Source organism: Peterkaempfera podocarpi (assembly GCF_042466665.1).
In the GTDB taxonomy this organism is placed as follows: domain Bacteria; phylum Actinomycetota; class Actinomycetes; order Streptomycetales; family Streptomycetaceae; genus Peterkaempfera; species Peterkaempfera podocarpi.
Genome location: NZ_CP162102.1, coordinates 1,795,419 through 1,812,398, shown reverse-complemented (window position 1 = coordinate 1,812,398; position 16,980 = coordinate 1,795,419). Strand labels below are relative to the sequence as shown.

The following is a 16,980-nucleotide window of genomic DNA, read 5'->3' as shown; positions in this document are numbered from 1 at the left end:
AGGGTCACGCCGGGCCTAGGATAGGCCTATCGCACCGATTCGTCTCCGAGTGAGGTCTTCGTGTCCACCAGCACTCCCGCCACCCCGTCCCACGGCGAGGGCGACCAGCCCCAGGTCGGCACGGCCCGCGTCAAGCGCGGCATGGCCGAGCAGCTCAAGGGCGGCGTGATCATGGACGTTGTCACCCCCGAGCAGGCGAAGATCGCAGAGGACGCCGGTGCCGTGGCCGTCATGGCACTGGAGCGCGTCCCCGCCGACATCCGCAAGGACGGCGGCGTCGCCCGCATGTCCGACCCGGACATGATCGACGGCATCATCAACGCGGTCTCGATCCCGGTGATGGCCAAGTCCCGCATCGGCCACTTCGTGGAGGCCCAGGTCCTGCAGGCGCTCGGCGTCGACTACATCGACGAGTCCGAGGTGCTGACCCCGGCCGACGAGCTCAACCACAGCGACAAGTGGGCGTTCACCACCCCCTTCGTCTGCGGTGCCACCAACCTCGGCGAGGCCCTGCGCCGGATCGCCGAGGGCGCCGCCATGATCCGCTCCAAGGGCGAGGCCGGCACCGGCAATGTCGTCGAGGCCGTCCGCCACATGCGGCAGATCCGCTCCGACATCCGCCGCCTCTCCACCCTCGACGAGACCGAGCTCTTCGTCGCCGCCAAGAACCTCCAGGCGCCGTACGAGCTGGTCAAGGAGGTCGCCCAGCTCGGCAAGCTGCCCGTGGTGCTCTTCAGCGCCGGCGGTGTGGCCACCCCGGCCGACGCCGCGCTGATGATGCAGCTCGGCGCCGAGGGCGTCTTTGTGGGCTCGGGCATCTTCAAGTCCGGCGACCCGGCCAAGCGTGCCGCCGCCGTGGTCAAGGCCACCACCTTCTACGACGACCCGGACGTCATCGCCAAGGTCTCCCGCGGCCTGGGCGAGGCCATGGTCGGCATCAACTGCGACACCCTGCCCGAGGCCGAGCGCTACGCCAACCGCGGCTGGTAGTCCCCACCACCCAGCGGTCCGCCGCACCGGGCCCGTCCCGGCGCGGCGGACCGTGCGCGTTGCCGACGCCGCCCACCCCCGTCCCGAAGAGGAATCCCGTGTCCAGCAGCACCCCCGTTGTCGGTGTCCTCGCCCTCCAGGGCGATGTCCGTGAGCATGCTGTCGCGCTCGCCGAGGCCGACGCGCTCGCCCGTCCGGTCCGCCGTCCCGAGGAACTGGCCGAACTGGACGGACTGGTGATCCCCGGTGGCGAGTCCACCACCATGTCCAACCTGGCGCTGGCGTTCGGGCTGATGGAGCCGCTGCGGGCGCGGGTGGCGGAGGGTCTGCCGGTGTACGGCTCCTGCGCGGGCATGATCATGCTGGCTGACAAGATCCTGGACGGCCGCGACGACCAGCAGTCCGTCGGCGGCATCGACATGACCGTGCGCCGCAATGCCTTCGGGCGGCAGAACGAGTCCTTCGAGTCCCCGGTGGACTTCGCCGGACTGGAGGGCGGCCCGCTGCACGGCGTCTTCATCCGCGCCCCGTGGGTGGAGTCGGTCGGCGCCGGTGTGCAGGTGCTGGCGGAGCTGTCCGGGGGCCCGGCCGCAGGCCGGGTGGTGGCGGTCCGCCAGGGCAACCTGCTGGCCACCTCCTTCCACCCCGAGCTCACCGGCGACCACCGGGTGCACGCCTACTTCGTCGACCTGGTCCGGGCCGCCGCGCGCTGAACTCCGCCGGTTCCGGCGGGGCGGCCGGGTCTCGGTAGGATCAGTCTGTTCGTTTCCGTTGGATGACGTTGTAAGGAGCCAGGCGATGTCCGGCCACTCCAAATGGGCCACCACCAAGCACAAGAAGGCCGTGATCGACGCCAAGCGCGGCAAGCTCTTCGCGAAGATGATCAAGAACATCGAGGTGGCGGCCCGCACCGGCGGTGGCGACCCGGCAGGCAACCCCACCCTCTACGACGCCATCCAGAAGGCGAAGAAGAGCTCGGTCCCGAACGACAACATCGACCGCGCCGTCAAGCGTGGTTCCGGCGCCGAGGCCGGCGGTGCGGACTACAGCACCATCATGTACGAGGGCTACGGCCCCAACGGTGTCGCCGTGCTCATCGAGTGCCTCACCGACAACCGCAACCGCGCGGCCTCCGACGTGCGCGTGGCCATGACCCGCAACGGCGGCTCCATGGCCGACCCGGGCTCGGTCTCGTACATGTTCACCCGCAAGGGCGTGATCATCGTCCCCAAGACCGGCCAGCTCACCGAGGACGACGTCCTCACCGCCGTGCTGGAGGTCGGTGCCGAGGAGGTCAACGACCTCGGTGAGGCCTTCGAGGTGGTCAGCGAGGCCTCCGACCTGGTCGCGGTCCGCACCGCGCTGCAGGAGGGCGGCATCGACTACGACTCGGCCGACGCCAACTTCGTCCCCAGCGTGCAGGTGGAGCTGGACGCCGAGGGCGCCCGCAAGATCTTCAAGCTGATCGACGCCCTGGAGGACAGTGACGACGTGCAGAACGTCTTCGCCAACTTCGACGTCTCCGACGAGGTCATGGCCGAGGTCGACGCCTGATCCCCACAGGCCCCCGTCCGGCCCGGCAGCCCCCCGCGGGCAGCCGGGCCGACGCGTGCCCGGCGGGGCGCGGCACCCCGCTGTCCGACCCTGCCGATAGCCTCAGGTCTCGAACAGCCATCGACCGGAGAGGCGGCGACCGCGTGCGGGTACTGGGCGTGGACCCCGGGCTGACCAGGTGCGGAGTCGGGGTGGTCGACGGCGGGCCGGGCCGCCCGCTGCGGATGGCCGGCGTCGGCGTGGTCCGGACCCCGGCCGACAGCGACATCGGCCACCGGCTGCTGCTGATCGAGCAGGGTCTGGAGGAGTGGCTGGACGAGCACCGCCCCGACGCGGTCGCGGTCGAGCGGGTCTTCGCCCAGCACAACGTCCGCACCGTGATGGGCACCGCCCAGGCCAGTGCGGTCGCCATGCTCTGCGCCACCCGGCGCGGCCTGCCCGTGGCCCTGCACACGCCCAGCGAGGTCAAGGCCGCCGTCACCGGCAGCGGACGCGCCGAGAAGGCCCAGGTGGGCGCCATGGTGACCCGGCTGCTGCGGCTGGACGCCCCACCCAAGCCCGCCGACGCGGCCGACGCCCTGGCGCTGGCCATCTGCCACCTCTGGCGCGGCGCCGCGGGCGACCGGCTGGCCGCTGCCGTGGCCCGGTCCGCCCGCCCGGCCGCCGCCGTGGCCCGGCCTGCCCGGCCTGCCGCCCGTCTGCCCCGCACCGCCGCACGCACCGCCACGCCTGAGGAGAACCCCCTGTGATCGCCTTCGTCAGCGGCCCCGTCGCCGCCGTCGCCCCGGGCTCGGCCGTGCTGGAGGTGGGTGGGGTGGGGCTCTCCGTGCAGTGCACCCCGGGCACGATCGCGCGGCTGCGGGTCGGCGAGCCCGCGCGGCTCGCCACCTCCCTGGTGGTGCGGGAGGACTCCCTCACCCTCTACGGCTTCGCCGACGACGACGAGCGGCAGACCTTCGAGCTGCTGCAGACCGCCAGCGGGGTCGGGCCGCGGCTGGCCCAGGCCATGCTGGCGGTGCACAGCCCCGACGCGCTGCGCCTGGCCATCGCCCGGGGGGACGAGAAGGCGCTCACCGCCGTCCCCGGCATCGGCAAGCGCGGCGCCCAGAAGCTGCTGTTGGAGCTGAAGGACCGGCTGGGCGCGCCGGTCGGCTCGGTGCCGGTCCAGAGCCCCGCGGCCGGGCCGGCCCCCTGGCAGGACCAGCTGCACGCCGCCCTGGTGGGCCTCGGCTACCAGCCCCGCGAGGCCGAGGACGCCGTCACCGCGGTGACCCCCGACGCCGAGGCCCAGGAGCGGCCCGACATCGCCGTCCTGCTGCGCACCGCCCTGCGCACCCTCAACCGCACCCGCTGAGCCCCCGCCGCCCGCCCCCCGTACCGGGAGAACCGCCCCTCATGACTCCGTACGACGCCACCCCCTCCGATGCCGGCGACCGCCTGGTCACCGCCGCCGCCGACGGCGAGGACCGGGCGGTGGAGGCGGCGCTGCGCCCCAGGGACCTGGGGGAGTTCATCGGCCAGGAGCGGGTCCGCGAGCAGCTCTCCCTGGTGCTCCAGGCCGCCCGCAAGCGCGGGGCCACCCCGGACCATGTGCTGCTCAGCGGTCCGCCGGGGCTGGGCAAGACCACCCTGTCCATGATCATCGCTGCGGAGATGAACGCCCCGATCCGGATCACCTCGGGTCCGGCGATCCAGCACGCCGGCGACCTCGCGGCGATCCTCTCCTCGCTCACCGAGGGTGAGGTGCTCTTCCTCGACGAGATCCACCGGATGTCGCGGCCCGCCGAGGAGATGCTCTACATGGCGATGGAGGACTTCCGGGTCGACGTGATCGTCGGCAAGGGCCCCGGTGCCACCGCCATCCCGCTGGAGCTGCCGCCCTTCACCCTGGTCGGTGCCACCACCCGGGCCGGGCTGCTGCCGCCCCCGCTGCGCGACCGGTTCGGCTTCACCGGCCACATGGAGTTCTACGCCCCCGCCGAGCTGGAGCGCGTCATCCACCGCTCCGCCCGGCTGCTGGACGTCGAGATCGACTCCCAGGGCGCCGCGGAGATCGCCGGCCGCTCCCGGGGCACCCCCCGGATCGCCAACCGGCTGCTGCGTCGGGTCCGCGACTACGCCCAGGTCAAGCATGACGGTCTGATCACCGCGGGGATCGCGGGGCAGGCGCTGGACGTCTACGAGGTCGACGGGCGTGGTCTGGACCGGCTGGACCGTGCGGTGCTCGATGCGCTGCTCCGCCTCTTCGGGGGCGGGCCGGTCGGTCTGTCCACCCTGGCCGTGGCGGTGGGGGAGGAGAGCGAGACGGTGGAGGAGGTCGCCGAGCCCTTCCTGGTCCGCGAGGGGCTGCTCGCCCGGACGCCCCGGGGCCGGATCGCCACCGCCGCAGCCTGGCAGCACCTGGGGCTGACGCCGCCCTCCGCCCCGCTCGGCCAGCGGCCTCTTCCCGCTGCCCAGCAGCAGCTCTTCGGGAGCTCCGACGGTCCCCCGACCGAGGGGTGAGCTCATTCTGCACGGCCAGGGACTCGCCACTTGCGGAACCCGGATGCAATGCTTGACGTTGTCCCACCAAGGCGGGTCGCCCTAGACTCCGCCGAGCCGCCCCTCCCAGGGCGGCAACCGCCACCACACCGGTCGCCCCCGCGGCCCCGTAAAGGACCTGTCAAGCTGTGCTTACCACCCTTCTCCCCCTGCTCCTCCTGGTCGGCGTCATGTTCATGATGACCCGCAACGCCAAGCGGAAGCAGCAGCAGGCTCTCTCGATGCGCAACAACATGGCGCCCGGCTCCGGTGTGCGCACCATCGGCGGCATGTACGCCGTGGTGAAGTCCATCAATGACGACACCGTCGAGCTCGAGGCAGCCCCGGGCATCTTCGTCCACTTCGCCAAGAACGCCATCGCGGCCGTTCTGGAGCCGGAGGAGTACGCGGCCATCGTCCACGGAGCCCCGGCGTCCGACGAGGACGTCCCGCCCTTCGTCGAGGACTCCGAGGAGGCAGCTGAGGGCGCGGCCGAGCAGGCCGAGGACGCACCCAGGCTGAACCTCGAGAAGTCCACGGCCGACGAGGCCGACGCCAAGGTCGTCGAGGGCACGGAAGGCGAGGGTTCGGCGGCCAAGTAGGCCCCCGGCGTGCTTCGCCGACCGGACGGCACCTCCGCCGTCCGGTCCTCAGGACAGGGGCCGCCGTGCCCGCCACCCCGCAGGCCGTAGCGGCCCGGGGCGGCCCGGCGCAGGGCCGCATGGACAGGGAGAATCGAGAAGGTGGCAACACCCAAGTCGCGTCCTCGCGACGGACACCCAGGGCGCGCACTGGCGTTCATCCTGGCCGTCACGATCGGACTGGTCGGCCTGATGTTCGGCAAGGGCCTCACCACGCCCCGCCTGGGCATCGACCTCGCCGGTGGCACCAGCGTCACGCTGACCGCCTCGTCGAAGGACCCGAAAGCGATCAACCAGACCAATATGAACACTGCTTCGGCGATCATGCTGAAGCGTGTCAACGGTATGGGTGTGTCCGAGGCCGAGACGCAGATCCAGGGCAGCAAGAACATCGTCGTCAACATCCCCCGCGGTAAGGGGAAGGACGACACCAGGGAGGCCGTGGCCCAGATCGGCACCACGGCCAAGCTGTACTTCCGGCCTGTCCTGGCCACTGGTATCTCGGTGCCGGCCAGCGCGATCAAGCCCAGCGCCAGCCCGTCCGCGCCGGCGAGCGGCAGCTCCTCCGCGAGCCCCAAGCCCTCCGCCAGCAGCTCGGCCAAGGCCGCCGGTTCCGGTGCTTCCACGGCCGCCCCGTCCGCGAGCAGCACCACGGCCGGCCGGGCGGTGAGCCAGGCCCTGGAGGCCGGTGCCACCCCGTCGTCGTCTGCCAAGGCCAAGAGCAGCGCCACCGCCGCGGCCTCGCCCAAGCCGTCGGCCAGCGCCACGGCGCCGTCCGCCGCCGGTACGTCCGCCACCACCGGTGGCACCGTCCCCGACGAGCTGGCCAAGCAGTTCGCCGCACTGGACTGCACGGACAAGGCGCAGCGCAGCAAGAACTACCAGACGTCCAACACCGCCAACGCCGTCGCGTGCGACCAGGAGGAGTCGACCAACCCGTCGTTCCCCAAGGGCACCTACGAGAAGTACGCGCTGGGCCCGGTCGCGGTGAACGGTGTCAATGTCTCCAGCGCCAGCGCGGTCTTCGACACCCAGCGGTCGCTCTGGATCGTCCAGCTGAAGTTCGACGGCACCGGCGCCAAGGCGTTCACCAAGACCACCGGTGAGCTGGCGGCCAAGACCGCCCCGCAGAACCAGTTCGCGATCGTCCTGGACGGCCAGAACGTCTCCGCCCCCTCGGTGAGCGAGGCCATCCCCGGCAACTCCGCCGAGATCAGCGGCAGCTTCACGCAGAAGGAGGCCGAGGACCTCGCCAACGTCCTCAGCTTCGGCGCCCTGCCGCTGGACTTCACCACCCAGTCGGTGTCCACGGTCTCCCCGCAGCTCGGCGGTGAGCAGCTGCACGCCGGTCTGATCGCCGGTGCGATCGGCCTGGCGCTGGTGGTCCTCTACTCGCTGCTCTACTACCGCGGCCTGGGCCTGGTCAGCATCGCCGGTCTGATCGTCTCCGCCGTGCTGACCTACTCGATCATGTGTCTGCTGGGCAAGGGCATCGGCTTCGCCCTCAACCTGCCGGCGGTCTGCGGCGCCATCGTGGCGATCGGTATCACAGCGGACTCCTTCATCGTCTACTTCGAACGCATCCGTGACGAGGTCCGCGAGGGGAGCCAGCTGCGCACCGCGGTGCAGCGCGCCTGGCCTCGTGCCCGGCGCACCATCCTGGTGTCGGACTTCGTGTCCTTCCTGGCCGCTGCGGTGCTGTACGCGGTCTCGGTCGGCAAGGTGCAGGGCTTCGCGTTCACGCTCGGCCTCACCACGCTGCTCGACGTCGTGGTGATCTTCCTCTTCACCAAGCCCCTGATCACCATCCTGGCCCGCACCAAGTTCTTCGGCGGCGGCCACGCCTGGTCGGGGCTCGACCCCAAGCGGCTCGGTGCCCGTCCGCCCATCCGCGGCGGCCGTCGCCGTACCGGTCGACCCGGCGTCACCAAGGAGGCCTGATGTCCAAGCTCGGCACTCTCGGCCATCGCCTCTACCAGGGCGAGGTCAGCTTTGACTTCGTGGGGCGGCGCAAGCTCTGGTACAGCATCTCCGCGCTGATCCTGCTCGCCGCCGTCGTGGGCCTGGGGGTGAACGGCCTCAAGCTGGGCATCGAGTTCACCGGTGGCTCCGTCTACACGGTGACCAAGCCCGGTGTCACGGTCGAGCAGGCGAAGTCGCCGCCGACAAGGTGGTGGAGCACAGCAGCCCCATCGTCCAGTCGGTGGGCAAAGACAAGATCACCATCCAGATCAGCAAGGACGAGACCAAGTCCACCACCCAGGTCACCGATGAGCTCTCCAAGGACCTGGGCGTCAAGGCCGACACCATCAATGCCGATGTGATCGGCCCCAGCTGGGGCAAGGAGATCTCCAAGCAGGCCCTCACCGGCCTGGTGATCTTCATGATCCTGGTGACGGCGTATCTGGCGATCGCCTTCGAGTGGCGGATGGCGGTCTCGGCGCTGGTCGCGCTGATCCACGACCTGGTGATCACCGTCGGCGTCTATGCCCTGGTGGGCTTTGAGGTCACTCCGGGTACGGTGATCGGCTTCCTGACCATCCTGGGTTACTCGCTCTACGACACGGTCGTCGTCTTCGACACCGTGAAGGAGAACACCCGGGCGCTGTCCAAGCAGAACCGGCTCACCTACAGCGAGGCCGCCAACCACGCCCTCAACCAGACCCTGGTGCGGTCCATCAACACCACGGTCCTGGCGCTGCTGCCGGTTGCCGCGCTGCTGTTCATCGGTGGCGGCATCCTCGGGGCCGGCACGCTGAACGACATCTCGCTGGCGCTGTTCATCGGTCTGGCGGCCGGTGCCTACTCCTCGATCTGCGTCGCCACGCCGCTGCTGGCGCAGCTCAAGGAGGAGCAGCCGGACATGAAGGCACTGGCCAAGCGGGTCGCCCAGCGGCGTGCCGCGGACGCCAGGGCCGCGGCCGAGAAGCCGCAGTCGGAGGACGGCGAGGGAGAGGGCGAAGCCGAGGACGAGGCCGTCCCGGCCGGTGTCGTCGGCCAGCGCAACCAGCCCGTGGGCCGCGGCCGGGGCAAGGGCCGGCCGTCCGGCAAGCGCCACTGACCCAGGGTCTCCGCACCCGGGATCCGCGCTGACGGGTCCCACCGCGCAACCACCCGCCGTTCAGCGGGGGAAGTTTCCGTCGACCGACGGGGCGACTCCCCGCTGAACGGCGGTTCTCGTTGATCCACTCTGGTCATACGATCATTTTGTTCAAGTGGATCTCAGGTACACGGGGGGCGGTGTTCCGTATGTCCGGACAACACAGGCCGGGCGGACCGCCGACGGGGGCTGAGAGGCCCCTCACTCTTCTCGGCGCCGGTTGCGACGGTATCGTCGGTCATCGGCACTCGTCGGCCAGTGAGAAGAGGAACCACGTTGACCGCCCATACGGCCGCCGCTGACAGCCTGGCGGAGCTGCTGCTCTCCAGGATCCGGGACATTCCGGACTACCCCCAGCCGGGTGTGGTGTTCAAGGACATCGCACCGCTGCTCGCCGACGCCGCCGCCTTTGCGGCGATGGTCGGTGCGCTCGCGGACCGCGCCACGGCGCTGGGGGTCACCAAGGTGGTGGGCCTGGAAGCGCGCGGCTTCGTCCTGGCTGCCCCCGCCGCCCATGCGGCAGGGGTCGGCTTTGTGCCGATCCGCAAGCAGGGCAAGCTGCCCGGCCCGGTGCACAGCCGCAGCTACGACCTCGAGTACGGCTCCGCCGTGGTCGAGGTGCAGCAGGACGCCTTCGCACCCGGGGAGCGGGTCCTGGTGGTGGACGACGTGCTCGCCACCGGTGGCACCGTCTCCGCCGCGCTGGACCTGCTGCGGCAGGCCGGGGCGGAGCTGGCCGGTGTGGTGGTGCTGATGGAGCTGGGCTTCCTGGACGGCCGTAGCCGTCTTGCCGAGCACCTCGGCGCGGCCCCGCTGGAGGCGCTGATCACGGTCTGAGTGCCAGGGCACGGTCTGAGTGCCAGGGCACGGTCCGCGTGCCACGGCGCTCACCCGTATGGGAGGGATCCCCAGTCCGCCGGCCTGCCCAGGCAGCCGGCTCTCTTGGAGGAGCCTCATATGAAGCGGTTTGCAAAGATCGTCACGGCCGCCGCGATGACCGTCGGCGCCTGCGCGGTCGCGGTACCCGCCCAGGCGGCCACCGCCGTCCCGCAGTCCACGCACCGGGGCACGGCGGGATGCTTCAACTGGTCGTGGGCGGACGGCACCACCACCACGACCATCTACTACCACAACACCTGCGGCAAGAGTGCCGACCTGTGCGTGTGGTGGCGGGACGGCAAGTTCGACGACCTGCACCGGATCACCGCCGGCGCGGGAGTCCACGGCCACCGCAAGGAGACCGGGGCCATCTCGTCCATCGAGGACTGCTGACCGACCGTAGCGGCGCCGGCCCGGACACGCACTCTGCGCGTCCGGGCCGGCGCCGCCCGGCAGGGGCGGCAGTGCCCCGGTGATCTTCATCGGCACCCGCCGGAGAACGGACCACCGGCCGCATGGGTACCATGAAGGTTCCACCTTCTGCTCCTGCGTCGGACGGAAGGAACCGCTCGCCAGAGGAGCGCCTTTGCCGGAAGAGGTTGTGCCCAAGGCCGCGGCTGTCCAGGACAGCGCCCCCGTCGACCGGGAGGCGCCGGCCCCAGCAGCCGGGTCCGCCACACGCCGGGCCGAGGAGGCCAAGCCCCAGGCCGCCCCCACTGCGGCCGGGTCGGGCAGCTCACGTGCCGTGGCACCGGCCGGCGGTGCATCCGCCGTGCGGCAGCCCACCTCCTCCTCCAGCGGCCGGGTGAGGGCCCGCCTCGCCCGCCTGGGCGGCCAGCGCACCAGCACCTTCAATCCGGTTCTGGAGCCACTGTTCCGGATAGTTCGCGGCAATGACCCCAAGGCCGACCTGCGGGACATCGAGCGTGCCTACACCGTCGCCGACCGCTGGCACCGGGGCCAGAAGCGCAAGAGCGGCGACCCCTACATCACCCATCCGCTCGCGGTGACCACCATCCTCGCCGAGCTGGGGATGGACGCCCCCACCCTGATGGCCGGGCTGCTCCACGACACCGTGGAGGACACCGAGTACGGGCTGGACACCCTGCGGCGCGACTTCGGCGACACCGTGGCCATGCTGGTCGACGGTGTCACCAAGCTGGACAAGGTCAAGTTCGGCGAGGCCGCGCAGGCCGAGACGGTCCGCAAGATGGTCGTCGCCATGGCCAAGGACCCCCGCGTCCTGGTGATCAAGCTCGCCGACCGCCTGCACAACATGCGCACCATGCGCTACCTCAAGCGGGAGAAGCAGGAGAAGAAGGCCCGCGAGACCCTGGAGATCTACGCCCCGCTGGCCCACCGGCTGGGGATGAACACCATCAAGTGGGAGCTGGAGGACCTCGCCTTCGCGATCCTCTACCCCAAGATGTACGACGAGATCGTCCGGCTGGTCGCCGAGCGTGCCCCCAAGCGCGACGAGTACCTGGCCACCGTGATCGACCAGGTGCAGGGCGACCTCCGGGCCGCCCGCATCAAGGCCACCGTCACCGGCCGCCCCAAGCACTACTACTCGGTCTACCAGAAGATGATCGTGCGGGGCCGCGACTTCGCCGAGATCTACGACCTGGTGGGCATCCGGGTGCTGGTCGACACCGTCCGGGACTGCTACGCGGCCCTGGGAACCATCCATGCGCGATGGAACCCGGTGCCGGGGCGGTTCAAGGACTACATCGCCATGCCCAAGTTCAACATGTACCAGTCGCTGCACACGACGGTCATCGGGCCCGGCGGCAAGCCGGTCGAGCTGCAGATCCGCACCTTCGACATGCACCGCCGCGCCGAGTACGGCATCGCCGCGCACTGGAAGTACAAGCAGCGCGCGGTCGCCGGCGCCTCCAAGGTCCGCACCGACGCGCCCGCCGCGCCCCGCAAGGCGGGCGACAAGGGCGACCTCAATGAGATGGCCTGGCTGCGGCAGCTGGTCGACTGGCAGAAGGAGACCGAGGACCCGGGCGAGTTCCTGGAGTCGCTGCGGTTCGACCTCTCCAGCAACGAGGTCTTCGTCTTCACGCCCAAGGGCGACGTGATAGCGCTGCCGGCCAAGTCCACCCCGGTGGACTTCGCCTTCGCGGTGCACACCGAGGTCGGCTACCGGTGCATCGGCGCCCGGGTCAACGGCCGCCTGGTGCCGCTGGAGTCCACCCTGGACAACGGCGACCTGGTGGAGGTCTTCACCTCCAAGGCCGCCGGCGCCGGGCCCTCCCGCGACTGGCTGGGCTTCGTCAAGTCACCTCGTGCCCGCAACAAGATCCGCGCCTGGTTCTCCAAGGAGCGCCGCGAGGAGGCCATCGAGCAGGGCAAGGACGCCATCGCCCGCGCCATGCGCAAGCAGGGCCTGCCCATCCAGCGGATACTGACCGGCGACTCCCTGGTCACGTTGGCGCACGAGATGCGCTACCCCGACATCTCCTCCCTCTACGCCGCCATCGGTGAGGGACATGTCGCGGCGCAGTCCATCGTGCAGAAGCTGGTCCAGGCGCTCGGCGGTGAGGAGGGCGCCACCGAGGACATCGCCGAGATCACCACCCCGTCGCCCGAGCACGCCCGGCGCCGCCGGCCCAAGGGCGATCCCGGTGTGATCGTGAAGGGCGTCGAGGACGTCTGGGTGAAGCTCTCGCGCTGCTGCACCCCGGTACCCGGAGACCCCATCGTGGGCTTTGTCACCCGCGGGAACGGCGTCTCCGTGCACCGGGCCGACTGCGTCAACGTGGAGTCGCTCTCCCAGCAGCCCGAGCGCATGATCGAGGTGGAGTGGGCGCCCACCCAGTCCTCGGTGTTCCTGGTGGCCATCCAGGTCGAGGCGCTGGACCGCTCCCGGCTGCTCTCCGATGTCACCCGGGTCCTCTCCGACCAGCATGTGAACATCCTGTCCGCGGCGGTCCAGACCTCCCGCGACCGGGTGGCCATGAGCCGGTTCACCTTCGAGATGGGCGACCCCAAGCACCTCGGCCATGTGCTCAAGGCGGTCCGTGGTGTGGAGGGCGTCTACGACGTCTACCGCGTCACCTCCGCCCGTCAGCAGCGCTGACGACCGGCATCCGTACCCGGCCCCGCACGGGGTCGGGTACGCCGCGGTGCAGCGGGTCCGGTGACAGCATCCGCTCCACCGCCTGCTGCGCCGCGGCGGCCAGCGCCCGCCGGTCGGCCGCGGCGCCGGGCGGGATGGACGGCAGCAGCACCAGCTCCGCCACCAGGCCGCGGGCGGCGACCACCCGCCGCAGCGAGGCCACCAGATCGTCGTCGCCCACGAACGCGGGCGCCGTGGCCGACCGCCCCCCGGCCAGCCGGTAGCGCACCGCCATCGGCCGCACCGGGACGCCGGCATCCAGTGCGGCCTGGAAGAACGCCGCCCGGAAGGGCCCCGTACGCGCCCCGCACCAGGTGGTGCCCTCGGGGAAGACCATCGCCGACCCGCCGCCGCGCAGTACCCCGGCCACCTCGGCGACCGCCCCGGGCAGCGCCCTCAGCCGGTCCCGGTCCAGGAAGACGGTGCCCCAGCGGCCGGCCGCCCGCCCCACCACCGGCCAGCGCGCCACCTCGGCCTTGGCCAGCATCCGGCCCGGCCGCACCGCCTGGACCAGCAGCACATCCAGCCAGGACACATGGTTGGCGACCAGCAGTTCAGGGCCGTCCGCAGCGACCCGGTCCGACAGGTCCAGCACCCGGATCCGCACCCCCAGCGCTGCGGCGCCGAGCCGCACCCAGGCCCGCAGCAGCGGCACCGCCCGCGCGCCGGCCCACCGCCGGACCGGCGGCGCCAGCAGCAGACCCGCCACGATCACCGCCAGACACCCCGTCAGCCGCATGACCCGGCGCGGCATACCGACCGGCCGGCCCGGGGAACCGACGCATTCCCCGGTCGTGCAGGGCGCCAACGGCAGCCAGACGCTCACCGGGAGGCCCCGAGCGCCGTGAAGTGGCGCAGATAGCGGGGGTCGGTGCGCTCCAGGGAGAGCAGCACGAACAGGTCCGCCACCGCGAAGTCCGGGTCGTGCGCGGGCTCCCCGCACACCCAGGCGCCCAGCCGCAGATAGCCCCGCAGCAGGGCCGGCAGCGCGGTCCGCGCCGGCCGGGCGATCCCCTCGGCGCTCCACGGGGTGTGCGGCCGCACCCGGAACTCCTCGGGCGACATGTTCCGGGTGGAGACCCGGTCCCAGACGGCGGCGGCCGACCCGCCGCCGTCGGCCAGCCCCAGCGAGCAGCAGCCGGCGATCCAGTCGCACCCGGTCTCCTGGAGGTAGCGCAGCAGACCGCCCCACATCAGGCCGATCACCGCGCCGTCGCGGTGGTCCGGATGCACACAGGACCTGCCCACCTCCACCATCCGCGGGCGGATTCCCGCCAGCGCGGCCAGTTCGAACTCGCCGTCGGAGTAGAGCCGTCCCGCACGCAGCGCGGCGGCCGGACGCAGCATCCGGTAGGTGCCCACCACCGCGCCGGTCGCCTGCTCACGGACCAGCAGATGGTCGCAGAAGTCGTCGAACCCGTCGATGTCCAGGCCCGGGACGGGCGAGTGCAGGGTGGCGCCGAGCTCTCCGGCGAAGACCTGGTGACGCAGCTGCTGCACCGCTCGTACATCGGCCTGGTCGGCCGCCAGCGAGACGGCGTACTCCGCGGGGCCGGTGTCCGGTGGGGCGGCGGGTCGGGGGGCGGCGGGTCGGGGGGCGGGGGAGGCAGGGGTCAGCAGTGGGGCAGCGGTCACGGCGGACGCTCCGGGGACGAGGGTGGCGAGGCCACTGAGGGCGTGGCACCTGTATAAGTGCCCGACCCCGCCGTCTCCGGAATGACCGCCCGGGGGAGCGCAGATGTGCGGCAATTGAAGGACCGGCGCTGCCCGCCACGCAGGACGGCCGGGACCCGTGCCCACGGGTCCCGGCCGTCGTCGTATCTCACCGGTGGCGCATCGGCCTCAGCCGCTGAACTCCTCCAGCGACTTCTGCGCCTGCTCCAGCAGCTCGCGGCGCCCCGCCAGCTCGGCCTCCAGCTTGGCGGCCTTGGAGTTGTTGCCGGCCGTACGGGCCCGGGCCAGCTCGGCCTCCAGCTTGTCCACCGCGGCCTGCAGCAGCCCCGTCATGCCCTGGGCGCGCGCCCGGGCCTCCGGGTTGGTGCGGCGCCACTCGGCCTCCTCGGCCTCCCTGATCGCCCGCTCCACGGTGTGCAGCCGGGCCTCCAGCTTCGGCCGGGAATCCCGCGGCACATGGCCGATGGCCTCCCAGCGCTCACCGATCCCGCGGTAGGCCGCCTTGGCGGTCTTGAGATCGCCGATCGGCAGCAGCGCCTCGGCATCGAGCAGCAGCGCCTCCTTCAGCGTCTGGTTCTCCCGCTGCTCGGCGTCCCGCTCGGAGAAGACCGCCGAGCGGGCCTGGAAGAAGACGTCCTGGGCGCCGCGGAAGCGGGCCCACAGCTCGTCCTCGGTGTCCCGCTGGGCGCGGCCGGCGGCCTTCCACTCCGTCATCAGCTGGCGGTAGCGGGCGGCGGTGTCGCCCCAGTCGGTGGATTCGGAGAGCGCCTCCGCCTCCTGCACCAGCCGCTCCTTGCGGGCCCGCGCGTCGTCCCGCTGCTGGTCCAGCGTCGCGAAGTGCGCCTTGCGCCGCTTGGAGAACGCGGAGCGGGCGTGCGAGAAGCGGTGCCACAGCTCGTCGTCGCTCTTGCGGTCGAGCCGGGGCAGGCCCTTCCAGATGTCCACCAGGGCGCGCAGCCGGTCCCCGGCCTCCCGCCACTGGGTGGACTCGGCCAGCTGCTCGGCCTCGGCGACCAGCTGGTCCTTGGCGGTACGGGCCTCGTCCTGGGCCTTGGCCCGGGCGGCCTTGCGCTCCTCACGGCGGGACTCGACGTCCGCGGTGAGTGCGTCCAGCCGCTTCGCCAGGGCCGCCAGATCGCCCACCGCATGGCCCTCGACGACCTGGGCCCGCAGATGCTCCACCGCGGTCAGGGCATCCTTGGGCGCCAGGTCGGTGGTGCGCACCCGGCGCTCGAGGAGGCCGATCTCCACGGCGAGTCCCTCGTACTTGCGCTCGAAGTACGCGAGCGCCTCCTCGGGGGAGCCTGCCTGCCAGGAGCCGACGACGTGCTCTCCTTCGGCCGTCCGTACATAGACGGTCCCCTGCTCGTCGACACGGCCCCACGGGTCGCTGGTCACAGCGCCTCCTCCACATGACATCCGGCCCGGCGGCACGGAGCCGCCGGGGCGCGGACGTCGTCCACAGTTGATGTACGGCCGCCCGGGCTGACGGTCCGGCCGCCGACGTGCCGCTCTTGCGATGCGAGGGTCGCAGCCGTCGGGTCAGGGCACCCTACACAACAGCAACATAGGCGACGGGCGCCAGTGCTGTCCGCATCCGGGCCGGGCCTTTTCACGCGGCGTACGGCCCCCGGGCGTCACTCCTTGACCGCGGTGACCTTCTCCATCTTCACGCCGGCCACGGGGGCACCGTCCTGGCCGCCGCCCACCACACCGCCTGCGGCGATGTTCTTGAGCACGTCCATGCCCCCGGTGACCTTGCCGAACGGGGTGTAGCTGGGGGGCAGCTGGGTGTCCTTGTAGACCAGGAAGAACTGGCTGCCGTTGGTGCCCGCGCCCGCGTTGGCCATCGCCACGGTGCCGGCGGGGTAGGTGGCGCCCTTGAGGTTCTCGTCCTTGAACTGGTAGCCCGGGCCGCCCGACCCCTGGCCGGTCGGGTCGCCGCACTGCAGCACGTAGATCCCGCTGGTGGTCAGCCGGTGGCACGGCACATGGTCGAAGTACTGCTGGCCCGCCAGGAAGACGAACGAGTTCACGGTGTGCGGCGCCTTGCCGGGGTCCAGCTCCAGGGTCACCTTGCCGCAGCTGGTGTCCAGCACCGCCTGGTACTTGGCCGAGGTGTCGACGCTGATCGCCGGCTCCTTCTGCCACTGCTTGCCGTTGGGGCTGTCCGCCGAGGGCGCCTTGCAGCCCTTCACCGACGCGGGGTCGGCGCTCGCCACCGGGGAGGCGGGGGTGGATGCGGGAGCGGATGCGGAGGGGGCCGCCGAGGTGGCGGTGTCCGATGCGGCAGTGGTCTTGCCGGAGTCGCCGTCGCCCGCGAGCGCCACACCGGCCCAGGCGGCACCGCCCGCGAGCAGCACCACCGCCAGCGAGGCGCCGATCACCGTGTTCCGCCGTCGGGTGTGCTGCCGCATGTCGGCCCGGCGCTGCTGCTGCCGCTCGTACTTCGCACGGGCGAGCTGCCGCCGCCGCTTCTCGCTGTCCACCGGTGC

Annotated in this window: 15 protein-coding genes and 1 pseudogene; 12 read left to right on the top strand and 4 right to left on the bottom strand. The window is 71.6% G+C overall.

What is annotated here, in order from left to right:
• Positions 1-60 precede the first annotated feature (60 nt).
• From pdxS to AB0761_RS07930, 12 genes and pseudogenes are all read left to right on the top strand, one after another.
• The gene (gene pdxS, locus AB0761_RS07985) at positions 61-990 is read left to right on the top strand and encodes a pyridoxal 5'-phosphate synthase lyase subunit PdxS (RefSeq protein ID WP_377268272.1); all 930 of its coding nucleotides are present in this window, start codon (positions 61-63) and stop codon (positions 988-990) included.
• A gap of 98 nt (positions 991-1,088) precedes the next feature.
• Entirely contained in the window at positions 1,089-1,703 is a 615-nt protein-coding gene (pdxT, locus tag AB0761_RS07980) for a pyridoxal 5'-phosphate synthase glutaminase subunit PdxT (RefSeq protein ID WP_377268271.1), read from the top strand.
• Positions 1,704-1,788: 85 nt separating this feature from the next.
• Positions 1,789-2,544: a YebC/PmpR family DNA-binding transcriptional regulator gene (locus tag AB0761_RS07975; protein WP_377268270.1), complete on the top strand. Its 756-nt coding sequence runs from the start codon at positions 1,789-1,791 to the stop codon at positions 2,542-2,544.
• Positions 2,545-2,687: 143 nt separating this feature from the next.
• Entirely contained in the window at positions 2,688-3,293 is a 606-nt protein-coding gene (ruvC, locus tag AB0761_RS07970; RefSeq protein WP_377268269.1) for a crossover junction endodeoxyribonuclease RuvC, read from the top strand.
• The gene (gene ruvA, locus AB0761_RS07965) at positions 3,290-3,898 is read left to right on the top strand and encodes a Holliday junction branch migration protein RuvA (RefSeq protein ID WP_377268268.1); all 609 of its coding nucleotides are present in this window, start codon (positions 3,290-3,292) and stop codon (positions 3,896-3,898) included. The genes ruvC and ruvA overlap by 4 nt, the downstream gene beginning before the upstream one ends.
• 41 nt (positions 3,899-3,939) lie before the next feature.
• Complete coding sequence (gene ruvB / locus AB0761_RS07960; protein ID WP_377268267.1) at positions 3,940-5,046, top strand: Holliday junction branch migration DNA helicase RuvB; 1,107 nt, start codon at positions 3,940-3,942, stop codon at positions 5,044-5,046.
• 167 nt (positions 5,047-5,213) lie between these two features.
• The gene (gene yajC / locus AB0761_RS07955; RefSeq protein WP_377268266.1) at positions 5,214-5,666 is read left to right on the top strand and encodes a preprotein translocase subunit YajC; all 453 of its coding nucleotides are present in this window, start codon (positions 5,214-5,216) and stop codon (positions 5,664-5,666) included.
• Between the two features lie 141 nt (positions 5,667-5,807).
• Positions 5,808-7,646 carry a protein translocase subunit SecD gene (gene secD, locus AB0761_RS07950; RefSeq protein WP_377268265.1) on the top strand — a complete coding sequence of 613 codons (1,839 nt, stop codon included), beginning with the start codon at positions 5,808-5,810 and terminating at the stop codon, positions 7,644-7,646.
• Positions 7,646-8,766: pseudogene (gene secF, locus AB0761_RS07945) on the top strand (protein translocase subunit SecF). The gene secD and the pseudogene secF overlap by 1 nt, the downstream one beginning before the upstream one ends.
• 315 nt (positions 8,767-9,081) lie before the next feature.
• Positions 9,082-9,642 carry an adenine phosphoribosyltransferase gene (locus AB0761_RS07940; protein ID WP_377268264.1) on the top strand — a complete coding sequence of 187 codons (561 nt, stop codon included), beginning with the start codon at positions 9,082-9,084 and terminating at the stop codon, positions 9,640-9,642.
• Between the two features lie 120 nt (positions 9,643-9,762).
• Positions 9,763-10,077 (top strand): hypothetical protein, encoded by a 315-nt coding sequence (locus AB0761_RS07935; protein WP_377268263.1) that lies wholly within the window; start codon positions 9,763-9,765, stop codon positions 10,075-10,077.
• A gap of 193 nt (positions 10,078-10,270) precedes the next feature.
• Positions 10,271-12,772: a RelA/SpoT family protein gene (locus AB0761_RS07930; RefSeq protein WP_377268262.1), complete on the top strand. Its 2,502-nt coding sequence runs from the start codon at positions 10,271-10,273 to the stop codon at positions 12,770-12,772.
• Here the strand turns inward: AB0761_RS07930 and AB0761_RS07925 are convergent.
• The 4 genes from AB0761_RS07925 to AB0761_RS07910 form a co-directional block, all read right to left on the bottom strand.
• Complete coding sequence (locus AB0761_RS07925) at positions 12,747-13,550, bottom strand: lysophospholipid acyltransferase family protein (protein ID WP_377268261.1); 804 nt, start codon at positions 13,548-13,550, stop codon at positions 12,747-12,749. The two genes, AB0761_RS07930 and AB0761_RS07925, sit on opposite strands and share 26 nt — an antisense overlap.
• A gap of 83 nt (positions 13,551-13,633) precedes the next feature.
• Positions 13,634-14,446 carry a GNAT family N-acetyltransferase gene (locus AB0761_RS07920; protein WP_377268260.1) on the bottom strand — a complete coding sequence of 271 codons (813 nt, stop codon included), beginning with the start codon at positions 14,444-14,446 and terminating at the stop codon, positions 13,634-13,636.
• A 207-nt stretch (positions 14,447-14,653) separates the two neighbouring features.
• A complete protein-coding gene (locus AB0761_RS07915) occupies positions 14,654-15,883 on the bottom strand; it encodes a DUF349 domain-containing protein (protein ID WP_377268259.1) in 1,230 nt (409 codons plus the stop codon).
• A 239-nt stretch (positions 15,884-16,122) separates the two neighbouring features.
• Positions 16,123-16,974 (bottom strand): peptidylprolyl isomerase, encoded by an 852-nt coding sequence (locus AB0761_RS07910; protein ID WP_377268258.1) that lies wholly within the window; start codon positions 16,972-16,974, stop codon positions 16,123-16,125.
• Positions 16,975-16,980: the final 6 nt, after the last annotated feature.

Coding starts and splice junctions, on each gene's coding strand:
- AB0761_RS07925 (WP_377268261.1), bottom strand. CDS start 13,550: ATGCGGCTGACGGGGTGTCTGGCGGTGATCGTGGCGGGTCTGCTGCTG.
- AB0761_RS07975 (WP_377268270.1), top strand. CDS start 1,789: ATGTCCGGCCACTCCAAATGGGCCACCACCAAGCACAAGAAGGCCGTG.
- ruvB (WP_377268267.1), top strand. CDS start 3,940: ATGACTCCGTACGACGCCACCCCCTCCGATGCCGGCGACCGCCTGGTC.
- AB0761_RS07935 (WP_377268263.1), top strand. CDS start 9,763: ATGAAGCGGTTTGCAAAGATCGTCACGGCCGCCGCGATGACCGTCGGC.